This is a genomic window from Micromonospora sp. WMMC264, from assembly GCF_027497275.1.
Taxonomy (GTDB): Bacteria; Actinomycetota; Actinomycetes; order Mycobacteriales; family Micromonosporaceae; genus Micromonospora; species Micromonospora chalcea.
Genome location: NZ_CP114907.1, coordinates 4,172,247 through 4,190,249, shown reverse-complemented (window position 1 = coordinate 4,190,249; position 18,003 = coordinate 4,172,247). Strand labels below are relative to the sequence as shown.

Sequence of the window (18,003 nt, the reverse complement as noted above, 5' to 3'; positions counted from 1 at the left end):
TTCTATACGCTGGGAGTGCCCGGGTCAAGCGCGACAGGCCCCGGCGAACCGCCGGGGCCTGTCGGGGTAGGGGTGGCTCAGCAGGCGTACGCCTCCAGCCGGTTCGCCCGCTCCGGGTCGCGCAGCTTCAGCAGCGTCACCTTCTCGATCTGCCGGATCCGCTCCCGGGACAGCCCGAACTCGCGGCCCACCTCGTCCAGCGTGCGCTGCCGGCCGTCGTCCAGGCCGAAGCGCAGCCGGATCACCGCCTGCTCCCGCTGGGACAGCGTGGCCAGCACGATCCGGACCTCGTTGCGCAGCTCGCCGTTGGTGGCGGCGTCACCGGGCTCGGTACGCGGGTCGACGGCGGCGACGAAGTCGCCGAGCGCGCTCTCGCCGTCCTCGCCGACGGCCTGGTCCAGGCTGACCGGCTCCCGGTCGTAGGAGATCAGCTCGATCACCTGGAACTCGGGGATCTCCAGCGCCACGGCCACCTCGCTCACGGTGGGCTCGCGACCCAGCGACACGGACAGCTCACGGCGTACCCGGACCATCCGGTTGACCTGCTCGACCATGTGCACGGGGATGCGGATGGTGCGGGCCTGGTCGGCCATGGCGCGGGTGATGGCCTGGCGGATCCACCAGGTGGCGTAGGTGGAGAACTTGTAGCCCTTGGTGTAGTCGAACTTCTCGACGGCGCGGATGAGGCCGAGGTTGCCTTCCTGGATGAGGTCGAGGAAGGCCATGCCGCGACCGGTGTAGCGCTTGGCGATGCTCACCACCAGCCGCAGGTTCGCCTCCAGCAGGTGGTCCTTGGCGGCGCGGCCCTCGGCCGCGATCAGCGCCAGGTCCGCGCGCAGCTCGGCGGAGACGGGGGTGCAGGTGGCCAGCTTCTCCTCGGCGAAGAGGCCGGCCTCGATCCGCTTGCTCAGCTCGACCTCCTGCGCCGCGGTGAGCAGCTTGGTGCGGCCGATGCCGTTCAGGTACGCCCGGACCAGGTCGGTGGAGACGCCGCGCTCGTCGGTGGCGTCGAGGTCCGTGAGGGTGACGTCCATGTCCTGGTGCTCGATCATCTGCTGGGTCATCTCTGTTCTCCCCGTGTCCGACGTGCCTACCGGTCCCGTGCCGCCCACGCGGTGGGGGCCGATGACAAACAGCTTGGCGGTCGGGGCGTGAGACGGGAGTGAGGCGATCGGGGACCCGACAGGAATCCACGTGGGAATCCGGCATTCCCTTGTCCGGCGCGGTTACCGTGCCACCGACCGGCCGTCGGGGCCGGCCCGGCACTGATGATCGGAGAACGTGGTGGTCTTCAAGCGGCTCATGCAGGCGATGGGTGTGGGCGGACCGTCGGTGGAGACGGTCCTGGCCAACCCGAACTGTCGCCCGGGCGGCGTTCTGGAGGGCCGGATCCAGGTGGTCGGCGGCGACCACCCGGTGGACGTGAGCTACGTCGCGCTCGGTCTGGTCACCCGGGTCGAGGTGGAGAGTTCCGATTCGGAGTACGACGTCAACCAGGAGTTCGGCCGCGCCCAGATGACCGGCGCGTTCCGGCTGGAGCCGGGGCAGCGCTACGACGTGCCGTTCCGCTACCAGGTGCCCTGGGAGACCCCGCTCACCGACCTGTACGGCCAGCACCTGCACGGCATGACGATGGGTCTGCGTACCGAGCTGGAGGTGGCCCGGGCGGTGGACAAGGGCGACATGGACGCCGTGTCGGTGCACCCGCTGCCCGCCCACGAGCGGCTGCTGGAGGCGCTGCTGCGGCTGGGCTTCCGCTTCGCGCGCGCCGACGTCGAGCGTGGGCACATCTACGGCGTACGCCAGCAGTTGCCCTTCTATCAGGAGATCGAGTTCTACCCGGCGCCGCAGTACGCGGGCGCGATGAACCAGCTCGAGGTCACCTTCGTCACCGATCCGCAGCAGGTGCACGTGGTGCTGGAGCTGGACAAGCGGGGCGGTCTGTTCACCGAGGGCCGCGACGCCTTCGGCCGGTTCACGGTGGACCACGCCACGGCGGAGCAGACCGACTGGGCCGCCCAGCTCGACGGCTGGCTGCGGCAGTCGCTGTCCCGCCGTGGGCTGTTCTTCTAGAGATCGAGCACGAGGGTCCGGGGACCGACGTTGACGCTCTCCACCAGCATGTGGGCGCGGAAGCGGCCGGTCTCCACCTTCGCGCCCCGGGCGCGCAACTGTTCGACCACCGCGTCCACCAGAGGTTCGGCCACCTCGGCGGGAGCGGCGGCGGTCCAGCTCGGCCGCCGGCCCTTGCGCGCGTCGCCGTAGAGCGTGAACTGGCTGACCACCAGCAGCGGCGCGCCGACGTCGGCGGCGCTGCGTTCGTCGTCGAGGATGCGCAGCTCGTGCAGCTTGCGGGCCATCGTGGCGGCCACCTGCGGGGTGTCGGTGTGGGTGACGCCGAGCAGCACCAGCAGCCCGTCGGTGATCTCACCGGTCACCTCGTCGTCGACTGTCACCCGGGCCCGGCCGACCGTCTGCACCACCGCCCGCATCAGTCGGTCACCGGCTCGATGATGCCGCGCTCGACCAGGTGCGCCACGATCGGCCCGGCCGCCTCGGCCAGCTCGTCCGGCGTCACGTCGTGCGCGGCGGCCAGCAGCGAGAGCTGGTCGCGCAGCGGCAGCCGGCCGTCCGCGCCGCCGACCAGGGCGAGCACCAGCGGGTCGATCTCCTCCGACCAGCGCAGCCCGCGCGGCATGGCCAGGACCTGCCGGTCCACCGCCCAGCCGTCGTCGCCCATGGTGGCCTCCTGCCGGAGCTGGAGCCCTTCGGCGGCGCGGTAGCGGGCGGCGAGCAGGCCCTCGGTGTCCCGGGCGCGCAGCCAGTCCTGCCTGGTGAACCACTCGCCGATCCGGTCGCCCAGCGGCGGCTCGACCCGCTGGCGCAGGTCCTCCACCCGGACGACCGGCTGGGCGTGGCCGGAGCGGCGTAGCGAGACGATGCCGAAACCGATCGCCTCCACCTTGTGCGCGTCGAACCAGTCCAGCCAGGCTGCCATCCGCTGCGGGTCGGCGCTCTCGCCGACGTCGGTCAGCCAGAGGTTCACGTACGCCATCGGGTCGGCCACCTCGCGCTGGATGACCCAGGCGTCCAGGCCGGTGCCGGCGAACCAGCCGGTGACCCGCTCGGCCCAGTCCTCACCGGTGACGTGCACCCAGTTCGCCAGGTACTGCATGGTGCCGCCCTCGGTGAGCAGGTCCGGCGCGGCGGCGGCCAGTTCCGCGCCGATCGCGTCGCCGACCCGCCCGGAGTCCCGGTAGACGTGCGTGGTTGTGCCCGGCCCGACCACGAACGGCGGGTTGCTGACCACCAGGTCGAAGCGGCGTCCGGCCACCGGGGCGACCATGTCGCCGCGCAGCAGTTCCCAGTCCTGTCCGTTGAGGGCGGCGGTGGTGGCGGCGAACCGCAGCGCCCGCTCGGAGACGTCGGTGGCGGTGACCCGGCGGGCGTGGGTGCCCAGGTGCAGCGCCTGTACGCCGGAGCCGGTGCCGAGGTCGAGCGCGGTGTCCACGACCGGGCGTACGGCCGCCGAGATCAGCGTCTGGGTCGCGCCGCCGATGCCCAGCACGTGCTCGGCGTGCAGCGGACGGCCGGGCCGGGCGCTGGCGGGCACGTCGGCGAGCACCCACCAGTCGTCGCCGTACGGCTCCAGGTCGACAGCGGCGCGAAGGCCGTCGCCGTGCCGCTCGACGATGCCCCCGGCCAGCGCCTCGTCCAGCGCCAGCGGGGCCAGCGCGTCGGCGACCGCCGCCTCCGGCTCGGTCTGGTCGCAGATGAAGACGCGGATCAGCGTGGCCAGCCGGTCCCGGTCCTCGGTGGCGCGCAGCGCGGCCCGGTAGTCGTTGCGGGCCACGCCGCCGGTGCCCTGCGGGCCCAGGCGGTCGGCGATCCCGTTGGCGGTGAAGCGGGCGAGTGTCAGCGCGGTGCGCAGCGCGTCGACCCCGGCGGGGGAGAGCAGCATGTCGTGACGGTCCACGTGCTCATCCTGCCTCGGGCGCCGTCCGGCGTGGCGCGCACCCGCCGATCCATAACGTGGACCGTATCTATCGGCAACTATCTCTTTCATGTTTGTCGATCTCTGGTTAGCATTCCTGCCAACATCCGTCGATGGGGTGATCCGGCCACAAACCGGGCTGCCCCGGTAGGGAGCCAGACGATGCCCGACGTGTCCCTTCCCCGGCGCCGCGCGCTGCGTGCGCTCGCCGTCACGGCCGCCGCCGCGGCCTTCGCCGCCGCCGCCTCCACGCCCGCTCTCGCCGCGCCCACCGGGGAGATCCGGTACGCCGGTGCCGCCGACGCCGTCAGCGGCAGCTACGTGGTCGTGCTCAAGGGCGACGCGGTCGGCACCGCGAACACCCTCGCCGCCCGTACCGCCGTCCCGGACCGGGCCGCCGGCCTGGCCAAGCGCTACGGCGGCAACGTCGGCACGGTGTGGAGCTCCGCTCTCACCGGCTACAGCGCGAAGATGACCGCCGCCCAGGCGCGCCGGCTCGCCGCCGACCCGGCGGTCGCGTACGTCGAGCAGGACCGCGTCATGACCACCCAGGGCACCCAGACCGGGGCCACCTGGGGCCTGGACCGGATCGACCAGCGCAACCTGCCGCTGAACAGCACCTTCACCTACCCGAACACCGCCAGCAACGTGCGCGCCTACATCATCGACACGGGCATCCGCACCACGCACAGCGACTTCGGCGGCCGGGCCACCTGGGGCACCAACACGGTCGACACCAACAACACCGACTGCAACGGCCACGGCACCCACGTCGCCGGCACCGTCGGCGGCACCAAGTACGGCGTGGCCAAGGGCGTGCGCCTGGTGGCCGTCAAGGTGCTCAACTGCTCCGGCAGCGGCACCACCGCCGGCGTGATCAGCGGCGTCAACTGGGTCACCTCGAACGCGGTGAAGCCGGCCGTGGCCAACATGAGCCTCGGCGGCGGCGCCAGCACCACGCTGGACAACGCGGTGGCCAACTCGATCAACTCCGGCATCACGTACGCGCTCGCGGCCGGCAACTCCAGCGCCAACGCCTGCAACTCGTCGCCGGCCCGGGTCGCCGCGGCGATCACGGTGGGCGCCACCACCAGCACCGACGCCCGTGCCTCCTACTCCAACTACGGCTCCTGCGTGGACATCTTCGCCCCGGGTTCGTCGATCACCTCGGCGTGGCGGACCAGCGACACCGCCACCAACTCGATCAGCGGCACCTCGATGGCGTCCCCGCACGTGGCCGGCGCGGCGGCGCTCGTGCTGTCCGCCAACACCTCCTACACCCCGGCTCAGGTGGCCAGCTACCTGACCAGCAACGCCACCACCGGCAAGGTGACCAGCCCGGGATCGGGCTCGCCGAACCGGCTGCTCTTCGTCGTCAACTGACGACACGGGTGACCTGACCACACCGTGGGCCGCGGCCCGGTGGACCTCCAGGGGTCCGCCGGGCCGCGTCACGTCAGTGAGCGGACTGACAGATCGGCAGGCTCGTCAGCCGCTGGGAGTAGTGGTCGGCCAGGGCCGGAAAACGGGCATGAGTCTCGTTCATCAGGCCGCTGTGCCACGCCTCGCGGAGGCGGTCCACCGTCCGGGCGACCGTCTCCAGTGTGCGGCCCGGATCACCGCCTGCACCGTCCGCCAGTCGGTGGAAGTGCTCCTGGTCGATGAGCGCCGGGACGGTCTCGGCGCCGAGGCTGAGCGCCAACGGCGACCAGCGGTAACGGGAATAGACCGACAGTGAGTGGAAGTCGTAGACCGGAGCCAGGCGTGGCGTGCGGCCGTCCGGATAGATCAGGGCCCAGTTCTTCAGGTGCCCGTCGGTGTTTCCGACCACCAGCATCGCGACCAAGCGGCTGATGAAGTCGAGGTAGCCGTCCTCTCCGGTGAGTTGGAGGATCGCTGCGGCCAACGTGTCGTAGCTCGCGCCCGACTCGCTGTACTTGAACATCGGCCCGATGTCCGCAACCTGGGCGAAGTCCTCCACGTGGATACGCCCGGTGGTCGACCGGTCGAACCGCCGGATGAGGTAGACGAGGTCACCGGGATCGATCATTCCGTCGGGGAGACCCTTCACGGCATCCGCCCGGATCAGGTCCACCGGCGGCACCGGGAAGTCAGCCGCGCGAAGCCAACTCATCGTGAGGTACTCGTTGACGGGAAGATTTCGCAGGCCCTGGTCGGGCAGCTTCACGATCCACCAGGAACCCTGCCCGCTCACGGGAACAGCCAGGCGGTCTGCGGAGATCGAATACTTGAGCTGCACGCCTGCCAGAGAATGCCGCAGAGGATGGTTCGCTTCATCCAGCGCGTTGGAGATCACGTCATCCGCCGGCTCGACATCGGCGTGAACCGTCACCGCCCCCGGCAGGTTGCCGCCCACACGTAGCAGCAGCGTGAAGTCGCCGATGTTCCCCCCGCCCAGTTCCCGGACGATCTGGCGGCGGAGGGCACCCTCCGGCAGGAGGTTGGCGAACCAGGCGGGCAGGCCCACCCTCGCCCGCCGGATCGCCCGCGGATCGTCCTCGAAGACCTGCCCCAGCACTTGGTGCCGGGGCGAGGCGAGATCGTCGTCGTAGCTGAACTCCGAGCCGCCCTGCCGGAACCTCAGCTCGCCTACCTGTCTACCGTGCAGCCGTACTTCGGCAGTGACGACTGCCATGTCAGGCGACCGGTCGGAGAATGTCAGCCATCGCGCGGCCGTCCCGCGCGCCCCACTCGGCCATGCGGTTGACGTGCTCGGTGATGGTCCGCTCGCACGACCTGCCGCGTAGCTCGAGGAAGGCTGGCCAGTCTTCGCGCGCCAATCGTTCCTGCGCTTGCTCGTCGATCAGGTGGCTGGCGGCGACGGCCGGTTCAGCCGACGCGAGGAGCTGCGGTGACGGGCGTTCCCCGGGCGGCAGGATGAACCGGTTGGCGATCGTTCCGCCAGCGTGTCCACTGACGGCCAGGAGTGGTCTCAACGGGCTCCCTTGGTCGAGCAGGCGGCTGACGTCCAGAATCTCGCCCCGGAACGGGTCGCGAGGTTCGGCAGAGAGCAACCCGAGCGTGTTGAGCTTCGCCATCGCGTGATTGAAGTGGACCTTGTCCAGTTCCGCGACGAAATCCGGGAACTGCTGCACCTGCCGCAGCAGGTTCGTTGCCGCAGCTTGCGCGGTGGAGGTGCCGACTGCCTCGACCTGGCTGCGGATGTCCGCGACGCTCACTGCGCGGGCCCGCGTTCCAGCGACCGCGCTCCGCCAGACCCAGCGTCGAAGCAGAGTCGCCGGCCGGCCGGCCGGTACGCCGTGCAAGCGGATGAAACGGACCAGGATCGGCAGCACGTGGGAGTAGGGCAGCAGCCTGATGTGTGGGATGCCGCAGGTACCGCGGAGGAATTCGACGGCCTCACGCAGTCGTGCGGCGACCTCGCGCAGCGTCTCGCCCGGGTCGTCTCGCGGCCCGAACTCCTGGCGGAAGTCCTCCCGGAAGATGTCTCCACCTCGGTACGCCAGGACGCAGCGGAGGGTCAACCGATCGTCAAGCGCGCCGAATCCCAGGACGGCGGGAACCTGACCCAGTTCGTGCAGGCTGCTCAACTCGTCGCCGACGGCGCCGGCATGCAGAGCCTGGAAGACCTCGGACTTGGTCAGGCGTTTGCCGGTCGAGTTCATCCGCGTGAAGATCTCGAGCAGCGCGTGCTCATCGGCGGAGTGCACCACGTAGGTCGGGATCTGGTACTCGCGGATCGCTTTGGCGGCTTGGTCGGCCAGCGCTAGCTGACTCTCTGACAGCCACGAGTTGTCGCGCATCCAGCGGAGCAGGACCGCGGTGTCGAGCAGGAAGCTGACGGGCACCCAGGTACGTGGGGGCCGTTGACGGGTGCCGGCGGTGTGAAATTCGCCGGTGTCGAGATCGAGGTGGATGCGAAATCGTGGATCGACAGCTTGGTCAGCCATGGTCAGCGCGCCGACGATGGACACGATGCGCTGCTGCCCGTCCACCACCCAGAGGGCGGCGGTTACCTCGGGAGCCTCGATGTCGAGCGGCCCCACCTGGAGCCGCTGGGCCGGTGCGGGGCGTTGCCAGAGAAGCAGATTCCCGATTGGAAATCCGCGCAACAGACTGTCGAAGAGCCGGACGATGTCCGATCCCTCCCACTTGAAGGAGCGCTGAAAGGGGGGAATCCGCACCAGCCCTGCCGTGACGTCCCGGACCAGATCTTCGGGCGTGCGGTACTCGACGCGGGGCCTCTCCAGACTCGGCACGGCAACCTCCGTTGGGACGACGCACCGAGGGTAACCGTTCTGCTCCTCGCGGCTTGTTCAGGCACTCGATGTCTCCTGTCGGAGAGTCGGCACCCACGACCGCCGACCAGAGCGGCAACCCAGGGAGACGTTCACGGGCCGCTGACGCTGTGCCCGTCCGGGCCGAAACTCCAGATGTTGCCCACGGGACGGCCCCCACGGCGGAGAACGGTTCCGAGCAGGGCGGTGAGGTCGGCCTCGACCTCGGCGAGCAGATCACCGCCGAAGACGCAGAGCGATTGGCCCCACGGGTCGCCGAACGTGCCCAGCCGCAGGTCGGCTGTGGTGAAAAGGCGGTGGTCGCCGCGGTCCGGGAAGGCGCAGCGCGGCGTAGGCGGTTGCCCCGGCCCGCCGGTCCGTCGCGGGTCGAAGTGGTATCCCTGGACGAACGGATGAAGGGCATACACGCGCTCGCCGGGGCGAACGGTGGCCCGCAGGCCGCGCTGGACGATCGACTCCAGTGCCGCGATGCCTGCCTCGTCCTCCTCGATCGCGGCGAGGTGCCAGGCCACCGACTCCGGCGGCTCCACCAGCCGAGGATGAGCCTGCGTCGCGGCCGAGAACTCCCACTGAGAGGCGAAGCGCCCCCAGATCTCATCCCCCTGCGGATCGTCGAAGACCAGCACCACCGGACGCTCCCGTGCCGGCGGGTTCGGGGGAGACCAGTGGTAGGAACGGACCGTCGTCACATCATGGAAGCCCACGCCGAGAAGCATCGCCCGGAGATCACCGGTGGCCTCCGCGACAACGTATCGCCATCGGCAGCCATCCGGCGGACGAGAATCCCCCGGGTGCCGGGTACGCAGGTCGATCCAGGCCCGCCAACCGGGCAGGAATGCGGGCTCAGGCAAGGTCATGCCGCCGATGGAGACGAACTCGGTGCCGTCGACGAGGATGGCCCAGCCGGCTGCCAGAGCCCATCCGTCGAGTTCTCGCACCGCCAGGTTTCGGCACCAGCCGATGGCGTCGCCGTCCGCCTCCGACTGCGCCAGCGTCGTCCGGTGCGGGCCGGAGGCCGCAGCCATCGCCTGTACCCGCGCCAGCAGTGGGTGCTCCCCGAACGTGACCTCCCGGACGCGCTGTCCGACGGGAAGCGGAAACGGTGCGGAGGGCAGGGAGTCGATCGGAGCCACCAGCACGTGACGTTCCCAGCCGGGGGTGAATCGGGCGGCGACGAGGTGCTCGGCGAGCTGCGGTGGATCGTACGCGTGGACCTTCCACTCGACCGGCTCGCCGCTTGCGGCGAAGGCTTCTTGCTGCCGCCGGATCAGGGCGCCCAGCCCGGCCCCGGGCAGGTCACGGTGGTCCACCGTGCCGTGGGTGCTGAAATGCGCCCGTACGACGGGTCCGTCCTGCTCGAAGACGACTCCGAGTGGGCCGAGGGCCGGCGGTGTCCAGGCCCGCAACTGAGTGTCGTAGGCGGCGAGCAACTCATCGGCCACGGACGGCACCGGCTGTTCCCCCGTTCCCGTACTGGATCCGTAAGTATTCCTCCTGTGTGCCGTACGCGTGTCCCCGTCGTCGGCCGATGCGGGGTGACAGCATGTTCGCCATGACGCTGTCACTGCCCATCGACCCGCAGGCCAACGAACTGCTGGCGCGCAGCCCGCTGGCCCTGCTCCTCGGCATGGTGCTGGACCAGCAGGTGCCGATGGAGAAAGCGTTCTCCTCCCCGTACGTGCTGGCGCAGCGGCTCGGCCACGAGCCGGACGCCGCGGAACTGGCCGGGTACGACCCGGAGGCGCTGGTGGAGCTGTTCGCCCGACCGCCGGCGCTGCACCGCTTCCCGAAGGCGATGGCGGCCCGCGTGCAGGAGGTGTGCCGGATGCTCGTCGAGCGCTACGACGGCGACCCGGCCCGGCTCTGGTCGGACGTGGCCGACGGGCGGGAACTGCTGCGCCGGGTCGGCGAGCTGCCCGGGTTCGGCCGGCAGAAGGCGCAGATCTTCGTCGCGCTGCTCGGGAAGCGGTTCGGAGTCACCCCGGACGGCTGGCGCGAGGCGGCCGGTGACTACGGCGACGCGGACGCCCACCGGTCGGTGGCGGACGTGACCGATCCGGAGTCGCTGCGCCGGGTACGCGAGTTCAAGCAGCGGATGAAGGCGGAGGCGAAGGCCGCGAAGGGCTGATCCGCCGCCCGCCGCCGCAACCGGCCCGCCGCCCCTGTCGTTTGTTGCCAGGACGGGGGACGGGGGCGGACGATGACCGAGCAGCGGGGCGGGGCGCTGCTGCGTACCGCGTCCAGCCCCGGCCGGGCCACCTTCCTGGAGCTCTTCTTCGACCTGGTCTTCGTGTTCGCGCTGACCCGGGTCTCGCAGCGCCTGATCGACGGGCTCGACGGCTCGGCCGGTGCGGTGGCCGCCGACGTGGGCAAGACCCTGCTGCTGTTCCTGGTGCTCTGGCAGGTCTGGACCCTCACCACCTGGGTGACCAGCCGGTACGAGCCGGAGCGCACGGTCATCCAGGTCGTGGTGGTCGGCACCATGTTCGGCAGCCTGGTGCTGGGGGTGACGCTGCCCCGGGCGCTGGAGGAACGGGCGCTGCCGTTCGCGCTCGCGTACGTCGCGGTGATGGTCGGCCGGCCGCTGCTGATCGCGGTGGCGCTGCGGGGGCATCCGCGCCGCATGGTCCCGCTGCGGCTGGCCGCCTGGGCGGGATTCAGCGCCCCGCTCTGGCTCGCCGGCGCGCTGATGCCCGGTCCGCGCCTGGCGCTGTGGGTCGTCGCGCTGGCGGTGGACCATCTCGGCACGCTCCTGGGCTGGCCGCTGCCCCGGCTCGGGGCCTCGCGGGTCCGGCAGTGGCTCGTCGCCGGGGAGCACCTCGCCGAGCGCTACCAGCAGATCTTCCTCATCGCGCTCGGCGAGTCGATCCTGGTGATCGGCGTGACCTACAGCGGCAAGGAGTTCTCCGGCGACGCCGCGGTGGCGTTCGCGATCTCGTTCGTGATCACGGCGTTGCTCTGGCGGATCTACTTCTACCGGGCCGGCCACCTGCTCGCGCAGGCGCTGCGGACGGCCGGCACGCCGGGACGGCTGGCCGAGTCGGCGGCGCAGACCCACCTCTTCATGGTGCTCGGGGTGATCGGCGCGGCGGTCGGCTACGAGTTGGTCATCGCCCACCCGTACGACACGGCCCGGCCCGACTGGCTGGTCTTCGTGGTGGGCGGTCCGGCGCTGTTCCTGGCCGCCCGCTCCCGGTTCGAGTACGAGATCTTCGGCCGGGTGTCCCGCCCCCGGCTGGCCGGGCTGCTGGCCCTGGTGCTGCTCCTGCCCGCGCTGGTGGCCGTGCCGGCGATGTTCGCGCTCGGCGCGGTGGCCGTCCTGCTGGCGCTCGTCGCGTTCGCCGACGCCCGCCGGGCCTGGCACCGGCCGCCGGAGTCCTCCGCCTCGCCGATCGGGCGGGAGGCGCTCGGCGAGGGTGGCCCCGAGGCGTGAGTTGTCAGGCGGCGGTCGGGCGGGAGAGCGAGGCCAGCGCGCGGCGTACGTCGGCCAGCGAGACGGTGGCCGAGTCGTCCAGGTCGGCCAGGCCGGCCTCGATCCACTGCCGCATCAGCGTGGTCACGCCGATGCCGCGCGCGTCGGCGGCGGCGCGGACGCGCTCGTACGTCTCCAGCGGCAGCCGGACCGACCGGCTGACCATCGGCACGTCGGTGTCGGGGGTGGGCAGTTGGGCCGGTGACGTGTCGTCGATCAGGTCGGCGAACGTGTCGCCCCCGGCGTGGAACCGCTTGGTCGCCTCGTCACGGTGCATCGTGACCGCCTCCTCGTCGGCGTGAGTTCCGCACCGCCTCGTCGTAGCGCTTGGCCTCGACGTCGCTCAGTTCGCGGGCGGAGAGGATGTCCCAGTCGTTGTCGGTGCCGTCGGCCTCGGCCAGCAGCACGGCGAGTCGCCGGCCGCGGTGCTCGGTGGCGTAGACCACCATCACGTCGTCACCGAGGTGCCGGATGACCCGGTGCCTGCTGTGCAGGGCCTCCCAGACTTCCCCGGGTGTGACGTCGTAGACCCGCAGGTTCGCCAGCGCCTCGTCGGTGAAGCTGAACCGGTTGGCCACGGATCGAAGCGTACCACCCACGTAACACGCGACCGCTCGTCACGAATTTCGCCGATCATCCGTCCGGAGTGACAGGATGGGCCGTATCCCCTCGTAGGAGGTCCGTGGTGAAGCGTCAGGCGTACCAGCCGATCCTGATCACCGACGCCCCGCGCAGCCAGGACGACCAGCTCAACAGCCGGCAGAAGCGTTACGTGCTGATGATGGCCATCCGGGTCGCGTGTCTGGTGGCGGGCGCGATCCTGGTCGGCGCGAAGGCACCGCTGCTCTGGCTCTGGCTGCCGCTGTGCGCGCTCGGCATGGTGCTCGTGCCCTGGCTCGCCGTGCTGCTCGCCAACGACCGGCCGCCCAAGGAGGAGCACCGGCTGGCGAACCGGTTCCAGAACCGGCGCCGCGAGGAGCCCGCGCCCACCGCCCTCACCGCCGAGGAGAACCCGCACAAGATCATCGACGCCGAGCCCTGACCGGCCCGGGCGGAGCACCCGCCCGGACCGGCCACCGCGTCAGGGCGCCGGGCGGGCGCCCACCGTCGTCACGGCGAGCGCGCCCAGGTCACCGGCGCGGGCCAGCGCGGCACGCGGGTCGGCCCCGGCCAGCCACGCGGTGAGCAGCCCGGCGGCGAACGCGTCCCCGGCGCCGGTCACGTCCACCACGTCCACCCCGGGTGCCGGCGCGAACTCCACCACACCGCCGCGCTCCACCCACACCGCGCCCGCCGCGCCGCGCTTGACCACCACCCGGTGCGCCACCGCGGTCAGCGCCCGCGCCTGCGCCGCCGGGTCCAGCCCGCCGGCCAGCACCGTCGCCTCGTCCGTGTTGACCAGCAGCAGGTCGACGTCGCGTACCCAGGTCAGGAACGCCCCGCCGACGCGCCGCAGCGGCGCCGCGGACGCCGCGTCGACGCTGACGGTCAGCCCGCGCTCGCGGGCCGTGGCCAGCGCGCGCAGGCCGGCGCCGCGCGACCCGACGTCCAACAGGGTGTACGCGGACAGGTGCAGATGCCCGGCGTCGGGCGCGGCGGCCAGCGCCGCGTCCACGTGCGCGGCGGTCAGCCGCAGGTTCGCGCCCCGCTGACTGATCATCGTGCGCTCCCCGTCGTGGGCGAGCACGATGACGGTGCCGGTCGGGTAGCCCTCGTGCCGCTCCACCGCGCAGTCCACACCGATCCGGGTCAGCTCGGCCACCCGCTCACGGCCGGTCTCGTCGTCGCCGACGGCGGCGACCAGCGTCACCGCCGCGCCCTGCCCGGCGAGCCAGGCCGCGGTGTTCGCCGCCTGCCCGCCGCCGCTGAACCGGATCCCGGCCGCGGTGTCCGAGCCGGTCGCGAGCGGCCCGGACAGCACCGCGAGCACGTCGGTGATCACGTCGCCGACGACGACGATGCGCGGCGTGGCGCTCATGGGGCGCGACGGGTCGCCGCGGCGACCGCGATCCGGGCCGCGAGGTCGGCGTTGCGCAGGATGATCCGGACGTTCACCGCCAGGCTGGCGCCCTCGGTCGCCGAGTGGAAGTGCGACAGCAGGAACGGGGTGACCGCCTTGCCGGTGATCCCCTCGCGGGCCAGCGCGGCCAGCCCTTCGGCGAGCGTCCGGTCGTGCAGCGCCGGGTCGAGCTGCTCGTCGGCGGGCAGCGGGTTGGCCACCACCAGGCCGCCGTGGTGCACGCCGTGCGCCGCGCGGGCGGCCAGCACGTCCGCCACCTGCTCCGGCGACTCGACCGACCAGTCCAGGTCGAAGCCGGCGTCGGTGAGGTAGAAGCCGGGGAAGCGGCGGGTGCGGTAGCCGACCACGCCCACCCCGAGCGTCTCCAGCCGCTCCAGCGTGGCGCCCACGTCGAGGATCGACTTCACCCCGGCGCAGACCACCGCGATCGGGGTCCGGGCCAGCGTGACCAGGTCCGCCGACTCGTCGAACGTCTGCGCCGCCTCCCGGTGCACGCCGCCGAGCCCGCCGGTGGCGAACACGCCGATCCCGGCCGCCGCAGCGACCGCGCTGGTGGCCGCGACGGTGGTGGCGCCGTCCGCGCCGGTGGCCGCCGCCGGGGCCAGGTCGCGGACCGAGAGCTTGCTCACGCCGTCGACGGTGGCGAGGCGGGTGAGCTGGGCGTCGTCCAGCCCCACCCGCAACTCGCCGGCGACCATGCCGATGGTGGCCGGCACCGCGCCCGCGTCCCGTACCGCCTGCTCGATCTCGCGCGCCACGCGCAGGTTGTCCGGCCGGGGCAGCCCGTGCGAGACGATCGTGCTCTCCAACGCCACGACCGGGCGGCCGTCGCGCAGGGCGTCGGCCACCTCACTACCGAGACTGATGTGAAAGTTGGTCACGTCGGCTACCGTACGGCCCGCTCCCGCCCGGGGCCCAGGTGGACCAGGACGGACCGACCTGGAAAACTGGAACGCCGGAGGTGGAGTCGTGAGCACAGAGGTTCTCGAGCGTCCCGAGCTGAAGGACGCGGACACTGGTCCGGAGATGTTCCACTACGTCCGTAAGGAGAAGATCGCTGAGAGTGCCGTCATGGGCACCTTCGTGGTCGCGCTCTGCGGCGAGACGTTCCCGGTCACCAAGGCGGCCAAGCCCGGCTCGCCGGTGTGCCCGAAGTGCAAGGAGATCTACGACTCGTACGCCGAGTGACAGCGGGCGGCTCCGCCGCCCCTCGACGTAACCTGCGGCGGTGACCACCTCCACCGCCCTGCTTGTCGCCGACCTCACCGGCGTGGCGGTCTTCGCCGCCTCCGGCGCCTCCGCGGCGGTGGCGAAACGGCTCGACCTGTTCGGCGTCGTCTTCGTCGGCGTGGTCGCCGCGCTCGGCGGAGGAATCTTCCGTGACCTGGCGATCGACGAGGTGCCCCCGCTGGCGTTCGCCGACTGGCGGTACGCCGCCACCGCGTCCGTCACCGCCGCCGCCGTGTTCTGGCTTCACCCGCAGCTCGCCCGGCTGCGCACCACGGTGCTGGTGCTCGACGCCGCCGGCCTCGGCCTGTTCACCGTCATCGGCACGCTCAAGGCCCTCGACGCCGCGGTGCCGCCGGTCGGCGCCTGCATGATCGGCATGCTCACCGCGATCGGTGGCGGGCTGGGCCGCGACCTGCTCACCGGCGAGATCCCGGTGGTGCTGCGCCGGGAGATCTACGCCCTCGCCGCGCTCGCCGGCGCGGTCACCGTGGCGCTGCTGTCGGCGTCCGGACAGGCGACCGCCGTGCCGCTCACCGCCGCCGCCCTGCTCGTGTTCGGGCTGCGCCTGATCGCGCTGCGCCGACGCTGGTCCGCACCGGTGGCGACGCTGCGGCCGCCGCGCACCGGCACCCGGGGACCACTGCCCTGACCCGCTTCCCACCGGGGTGGGCGGATGTGACAGGCGTGGCGTCGAGTGGGGCGTACGGCCCGCGCTGGTTATGCTGAGTCCGCCTTCGCGGCACCGGATGCGCGAGGGCGTTTTCATGGGCGGCGGCTCCCGTGGCCCCGGTCGGGCCCGCCGCCGTCCGCGGCGGAGAGGAGCTACGCGTGCCACCGCGGATGCCGGCGCTCGACACGTTCCCGCCCCTGCGCGCCTGGCAACGCAAGGCGCTCGTGGAATACCTGCGCCGCCGGACCGAGGACTTCACCGCGGTCGCCACGCCCGGCGCCGGTAAGACCACGTTCGCGCTGCGCATCGCCGCCGAGCTGCTCGCCGACGGCACCGTCGAGGCGGTCACCGTGGTCGCGCCGACCGAGCACCTGAAGACCCAGTGGGCGCAGGCCGCCGCCCGGGTCGGCATCCAGCTCGACGCCGCGTTCCGCAACGCCGACCTGCACTCCGCCGCCGACTTCCACGGCGCGGTGGTCACGTACGCGCAGGTGGGCATGGCGCCGCAGGTGCACCGGCGGCGCACCATGACCCGACGCACGCTGGTCATCCTCGACGAGATCCACCATGCCGGCGACTCGCGTACCTGGGGCGACGGCGTCAAGGCGGCCTTCGAGCCCGCGGTACGCCGGCTGATGCTCACCGGCACGCCGTTCCGCTCCGACGACAATCCGATCCCGTTCGTCAGCTACGAGCGCGGCGGCGACGGGCTGCTGCGCTCCCGCGCCGACTCGGTCTACGGCTACTCCGACGCGCTGCGCGAGGGCGTGGTCCGGCCGGTGCTGTTCCTGGCGTACTCGGGGGAGACCCGGTGGCGCACCAACGCCGGTGAGGAGCTGGCGGCCCGCCTCGGCGAGCCGATGACGCAGGACCTGATCGCCCAGGCGTGGCGTACCGCGCTGGACCCGGCCGGCGACTGGATGCCGCAGGTGCTGCGCGCCGCCGACGCCCGGCTCAGCGTGCTGCGCGACAACGGCATGCCCGACGCGGGCGGCCTGGTCATCGCCAGCGACCAGCAGGTGGCCCGCGCGTACGCGAAGCTGCTGGAGCAGGTGACCGGTGAGAAGGCCGCCGTGGTGCTCTCCGACGACCAGGGCGCGTCCGCGCGGATCGCGACGTTCGCCGCCTCGCAGCAACGGTGGCTGGTCGCGGTGCGGATGGTGTCCGAGGGCGTCGACATCCCCCGGCTCGCGGTCGGCGTGTACGCGACGAGTGCCAGCACCCCGCTGTACTTCGCGCAGGCGATCGGCCGGTTCGTCCGGGCCCGCCGTCCCGGTGAGACCGCGTCGGTGTTCCTGCCCAGCGTGCCGCACCTGCTGGGGCTGGCGAGCGAGATGGAGGCCGAGCGGGACCACGTGCTCGGCAAGCCGAAGGACCGCGAGGGCTTCGACGACGACCTGCTGGAGCGCGCCCAGCGCGACGACGGCGCCAGTGGCGAGCTGGAGAAGCGCTTCGCCGCGCTCTCCGCGACCGCCGAGCTGGACCAGGTCATCTTCGACGGCGCGTCGTTCGGCACCGCCGCCCAGGCCGGTACGCCGGAGGAGGAGGAATATCTCGGCCTGCCCGGTCTGCTCACCGCCGACCAGGTCTCGCTGCTGCTGACCAAGCGGCAGGCCGAGCAGCTCGCCGCGCAGAAGCGCCGGGCCGCCCAGCGGACCGCTGAGCCGGCCGCTGCGGCCCCGGCGGCGGCGCCCCCACCGATGAGTGCCGCCCAGCGCCGGGTGGCGCTACGGCGGCAGCTGAACGCTCTGGTGGCCGCCCGGCACCACCACACCGGCCAGCCGCACGGCAAGATCCACGCCGAGCTGCGCCGGATCTGCGGCGGCCCACCCAGCGCGCAGGCGACGATCGAGCAGCTCGAAGAGCGCATCGCCACCGTGCAGACCCTGTAAGGAAGGGCCCCCTGTTAACGCCTCCGGTAGAGCAGGGGCCCCTTCTTAACACCGGGCGGCGCAGGCGGCACCGGCACGAAAAACCGGCCGGAGGCGACCCGTGTGGGTGCCTCCGGCCGGTTATGTCGTGATGTGGATTCCTGTCGGACCTCAGTTCGCCATGAGATCGGCGCCACGCCAGCTGAACTCCGGGTCCGACGCGTAGCGCACGGTGATCTTCACGAGATCCTCCGCGTACTTGTTCGCGTGGTGCCCACAGAACACCAGCTCACTCCCACCCGCCAGAGTGATCCGGAGCTTGCCGGCAGCATTGCAGCGGTCGCACCGTTCATCGGCGGCCGGGGGGCTCACCGTCTCGGGCGGCGGCGTGAGGGTCGGGGTCATCGCCTTCCTCCTCTGGTCGTCACCGATGAACACTCTCTTCGGTTGCTCACCTATCGTGCAA

19 protein-coding genes are annotated in these 18,003 nt (G+C 71.9%); 8 read left to right on the top strand and 11 right to left on the bottom strand.

Features of this window, described 5'->3' with window-relative positions:
• Positions 1-77: 77 nt before the first annotated feature.
• Complete coding sequence (gene sigB / locus O7542_RS18075; RefSeq protein WP_043325701.1) at positions 78-1,064, bottom strand: RNA polymerase sigma factor SigB; 987 nt, start codon at positions 1,062-1,064, stop codon at positions 78-80.
• 220 nt (positions 1,065-1,284) lie between these two features.
• On the opposite strand from sigB, the gene O7542_RS18070 reads away from it, so the two are divergent.
• Positions 1,285-2,073 carry a sporulation protein gene (locus O7542_RS18070; RefSeq protein WP_043330535.1) on the top strand — a complete coding sequence of 263 codons (789 nt, stop codon included), beginning with the start codon at positions 1,285-1,287 and terminating at the stop codon, positions 2,071-2,073.
• On the opposite strand, the gene dtd is transcribed toward O7542_RS18070, so the two are convergent.
• Together dtd and O7542_RS18060 are read right to left on the bottom strand one after the other, a co-directional pair.
• A complete protein-coding gene (gene dtd / locus O7542_RS18065) occupies positions 2,070-2,492 on the bottom strand; it encodes a D-aminoacyl-tRNA deacylase (RefSeq protein WP_069089362.1) in 423 nt (140 codons plus the stop codon). The genes O7542_RS18070 and dtd overlap by 4 nt on opposite strands.
• On the bottom strand, positions 2,492-3,976 hold the full coding sequence (locus tag O7542_RS18060; RefSeq protein WP_281604929.1) for a methyltransferase: 1,485 nt from the start codon (positions 3,974-3,976) through the stop codon (positions 2,492-2,494). Before O7542_RS18060 ends, dtd begins: the two co-directional genes overlap by 1 nt.
• Positions 3,977-4,156: 180 nt before the next feature.
• Here O7542_RS18060 and O7542_RS18055 point away from each other — a divergent pair, with 180 nt between their 5' ends.
• Positions 4,157-5,377 (top strand): S8 family peptidase, encoded by a 1,221-nt coding sequence (locus O7542_RS18055; protein WP_043325696.1) that lies wholly within the window; start codon positions 4,157-4,159, stop codon positions 5,375-5,377.
• A gap of 73 nt (positions 5,378-5,450) precedes the next feature.
• Here O7542_RS18055 and O7542_RS18050 read toward each other — a convergent pair whose 3' ends face one another.
• The 3 genes from O7542_RS18050 to O7542_RS18040 form a co-directional block, all read right to left on the bottom strand.
• Positions 5,451-6,650, bottom strand: coding sequence for a HipA domain-containing protein (locus tag O7542_RS18050; RefSeq protein WP_043325695.1), 1,200 nt, complete (start codon positions 6,648-6,650; stop codon positions 5,451-5,453).
• A 1-nt stretch (position 6,651) separates the two neighbouring features.
• A complete protein-coding gene (locus O7542_RS18045; protein ID WP_069089363.1) occupies positions 6,652-8,235 on the bottom strand; it encodes a DUF262 domain-containing protein in 1,584 nt (527 codons plus the stop codon).
• 131 nt (positions 8,236-8,366) lie between these two features.
• Positions 8,367-9,716 (bottom strand): DUF2716 domain-containing protein, encoded by a 1,350-nt coding sequence (locus tag O7542_RS18040; protein ID WP_281604928.1) that lies wholly within the window; start codon positions 9,714-9,716, stop codon positions 8,367-8,369.
• Positions 9,717-9,817: 101 nt separating this feature from the next.
• Between O7542_RS18040 and O7542_RS18035 the strand changes: the two genes are divergently transcribed.
• Complete coding sequence (locus tag O7542_RS18035) at positions 9,818-10,402, top strand: HhH-GPD-type base excision DNA repair protein (protein ID WP_043325693.1); 585 nt, start codon at positions 9,818-9,820, stop codon at positions 10,400-10,402.
• Between the two features lie 72 nt (positions 10,403-10,474).
• Positions 10,475-11,707 carry a low temperature requirement protein A gene (locus O7542_RS18030; RefSeq protein WP_064447136.1) on the top strand — a complete coding sequence of 411 codons (1,233 nt, stop codon included), beginning with the start codon at positions 10,475-10,477 and terminating at the stop codon, positions 11,705-11,707.
• Positions 11,708-11,711: 4 nt separating this feature from the next.
• Here O7542_RS18030 and O7542_RS18025 read toward each other — a convergent pair whose 3' ends face one another.
• Together O7542_RS18025 and O7542_RS18020 are read right to left on the bottom strand one after the other, a co-directional pair.
• Complete coding sequence (locus tag O7542_RS18025) at positions 11,712-12,023, bottom strand: hypothetical protein (protein WP_030502972.1); 312 nt, start codon at positions 12,021-12,023, stop codon at positions 11,712-11,714.
• The gene (locus tag O7542_RS18020) at positions 12,013-12,324 is read right to left on the bottom strand and encodes a hypothetical protein (RefSeq protein WP_043325691.1); all 312 of its coding nucleotides are present in this window, start codon (positions 12,322-12,324) and stop codon (positions 12,013-12,015) included. The genes O7542_RS18025 and O7542_RS18020 overlap by 11 nt, the downstream gene beginning before the upstream one ends.
• Positions 12,325-12,431: 107 nt before the next feature.
• Here O7542_RS18020 and O7542_RS18015 point away from each other — a divergent pair, with 107 nt between their 5' ends.
• On the top strand, positions 12,432-12,788 hold the full coding sequence (locus O7542_RS18015) for a DUF3099 domain-containing protein (protein WP_013284780.1): 357 nt from the start codon (positions 12,432-12,434) through the stop codon (positions 12,786-12,788).
• A gap of 39 nt (positions 12,789-12,827) precedes the next feature.
• Here the strand turns inward: O7542_RS18015 and O7542_RS18010 are convergent, their stop codons facing one another.
• Positions 12,828-13,724, bottom strand: a complete 897-nt coding sequence (locus O7542_RS18010) for a sugar kinase (RefSeq protein WP_064447137.1) — start codon at positions 13,722-13,724, stop codon at positions 12,828-12,830.
• The gene (locus O7542_RS18005; protein WP_043325690.1) at positions 13,721-14,647 is read right to left on the bottom strand and encodes a pseudouridine-5'-phosphate glycosidase; all 927 of its coding nucleotides are present in this window, start codon (positions 14,645-14,647) and stop codon (positions 13,721-13,723) included. Before O7542_RS18005 ends, O7542_RS18010 begins: the two co-directional genes overlap by 4 nt.
• Before the next feature lie 88 nt (positions 14,648-14,735).
• On the opposite strand from O7542_RS18005, the gene O7542_RS18000 reads away from it, so the two are divergent.
• The 3 genes from O7542_RS18000 (at position 14,736) to O7542_RS17990 (ending at position 17,558) form a co-directional block, all read left to right on the top strand.
• Positions 14,736-14,954, top strand: a complete 219-nt coding sequence (locus O7542_RS18000) for a DUF3039 domain-containing protein (RefSeq protein ID WP_030502976.1) — start codon at positions 14,736-14,738, stop codon at positions 14,952-14,954.
• A 40-nt stretch (positions 14,955-14,994) separates the two neighbouring features.
• Positions 14,995-15,645, top strand: a complete 651-nt coding sequence (locus O7542_RS17995; RefSeq protein WP_043325688.1) for a TRIC cation channel family protein — start codon at positions 14,995-14,997, stop codon at positions 15,643-15,645.
• 191 nt (positions 15,646-15,836) lie between these two features.
• Positions 15,837-17,558, top strand: coding sequence for a DEAD/DEAH box helicase (locus O7542_RS17990; protein WP_043325686.1), 1,722 nt, complete (start codon positions 15,837-15,839; stop codon positions 17,556-17,558).
• Positions 17,559-17,708: 150 nt separating this feature from the next.
• Here O7542_RS17990 and O7542_RS17985 read toward each other — a convergent pair whose 3' ends face one another.
• The gene (locus O7542_RS17985) at positions 17,709-17,942 is read right to left on the bottom strand and encodes a hypothetical protein (protein ID WP_013284786.1); all 234 of its coding nucleotides are present in this window, start codon (positions 17,940-17,942) and stop codon (positions 17,709-17,711) included.
• Positions 17,943-18,003: the final 61 nt, after the last annotated feature.

Excerpts from the sequence above, each read along its gene's own strand:
- O7542_RS17990 (WP_043325686.1), top strand. The coding sequence starts at position 15,837 with ATGCCGGCGCTCGACACGTTCCCGCCCCTGCGCGCCTGGCAACGCAAG.
- O7542_RS18010 (WP_064447137.1), bottom strand. The coding sequence starts at position 13,724 with ATGAGCGCCACGCCGCGCATCGTCGTCGTCGGCGACGTGATCACCGAC.
- O7542_RS18050 (WP_043325695.1), bottom strand. The coding sequence starts at position 6,650 with ATGGCAGTCGTCACTGCCGAAGTACGGCTGCACGGTAGACAGGTAGGC.
- O7542_RS18030 (WP_064447136.1), top strand. The coding sequence starts at position 10,475 with ATGACCGAGCAGCGGGGCGGGGCGCTGCTGCGTACCGCGTCCAGCCCC.
- O7542_RS18055 (WP_043325696.1), top strand. The coding sequence starts at position 4,157 with ATGCCCGACGTGTCCCTTCCCCGGCGCCGCGCGCTGCGTGCGCTCGCC.
- O7542_RS17985 (WP_013284786.1), bottom strand. The coding sequence starts at position 17,942 with ATGACCCCGACCCTCACGCCGCCGCCCGAGACGGTGAGCCCCCCGGCC.
- O7542_RS18035 (WP_043325693.1), top strand. The coding sequence starts at position 9,818 with ATGTTCGCCATGACGCTGTCACTGCCCATCGACCCGCAGGCCAACGAA.
- dtd (WP_069089362.1), bottom strand. The coding sequence starts at position 2,492 with ATGCGGGCGGTGGTGCAGACGGTCGGCCGGGCCCGGGTGACAGTCGAC.
- O7542_RS18025 (WP_030502972.1), bottom strand. The coding sequence starts at position 12,023 with ATGCACCGTGACGAGGCGACCAAGCGGTTCCACGCCGGGGGCGACACG.
- sigB (WP_043325701.1), bottom strand. The coding sequence starts at position 1,064 with ATGACCCAGCAGATGATCGAGCACCAGGACATGGACGTCACCCTCACG.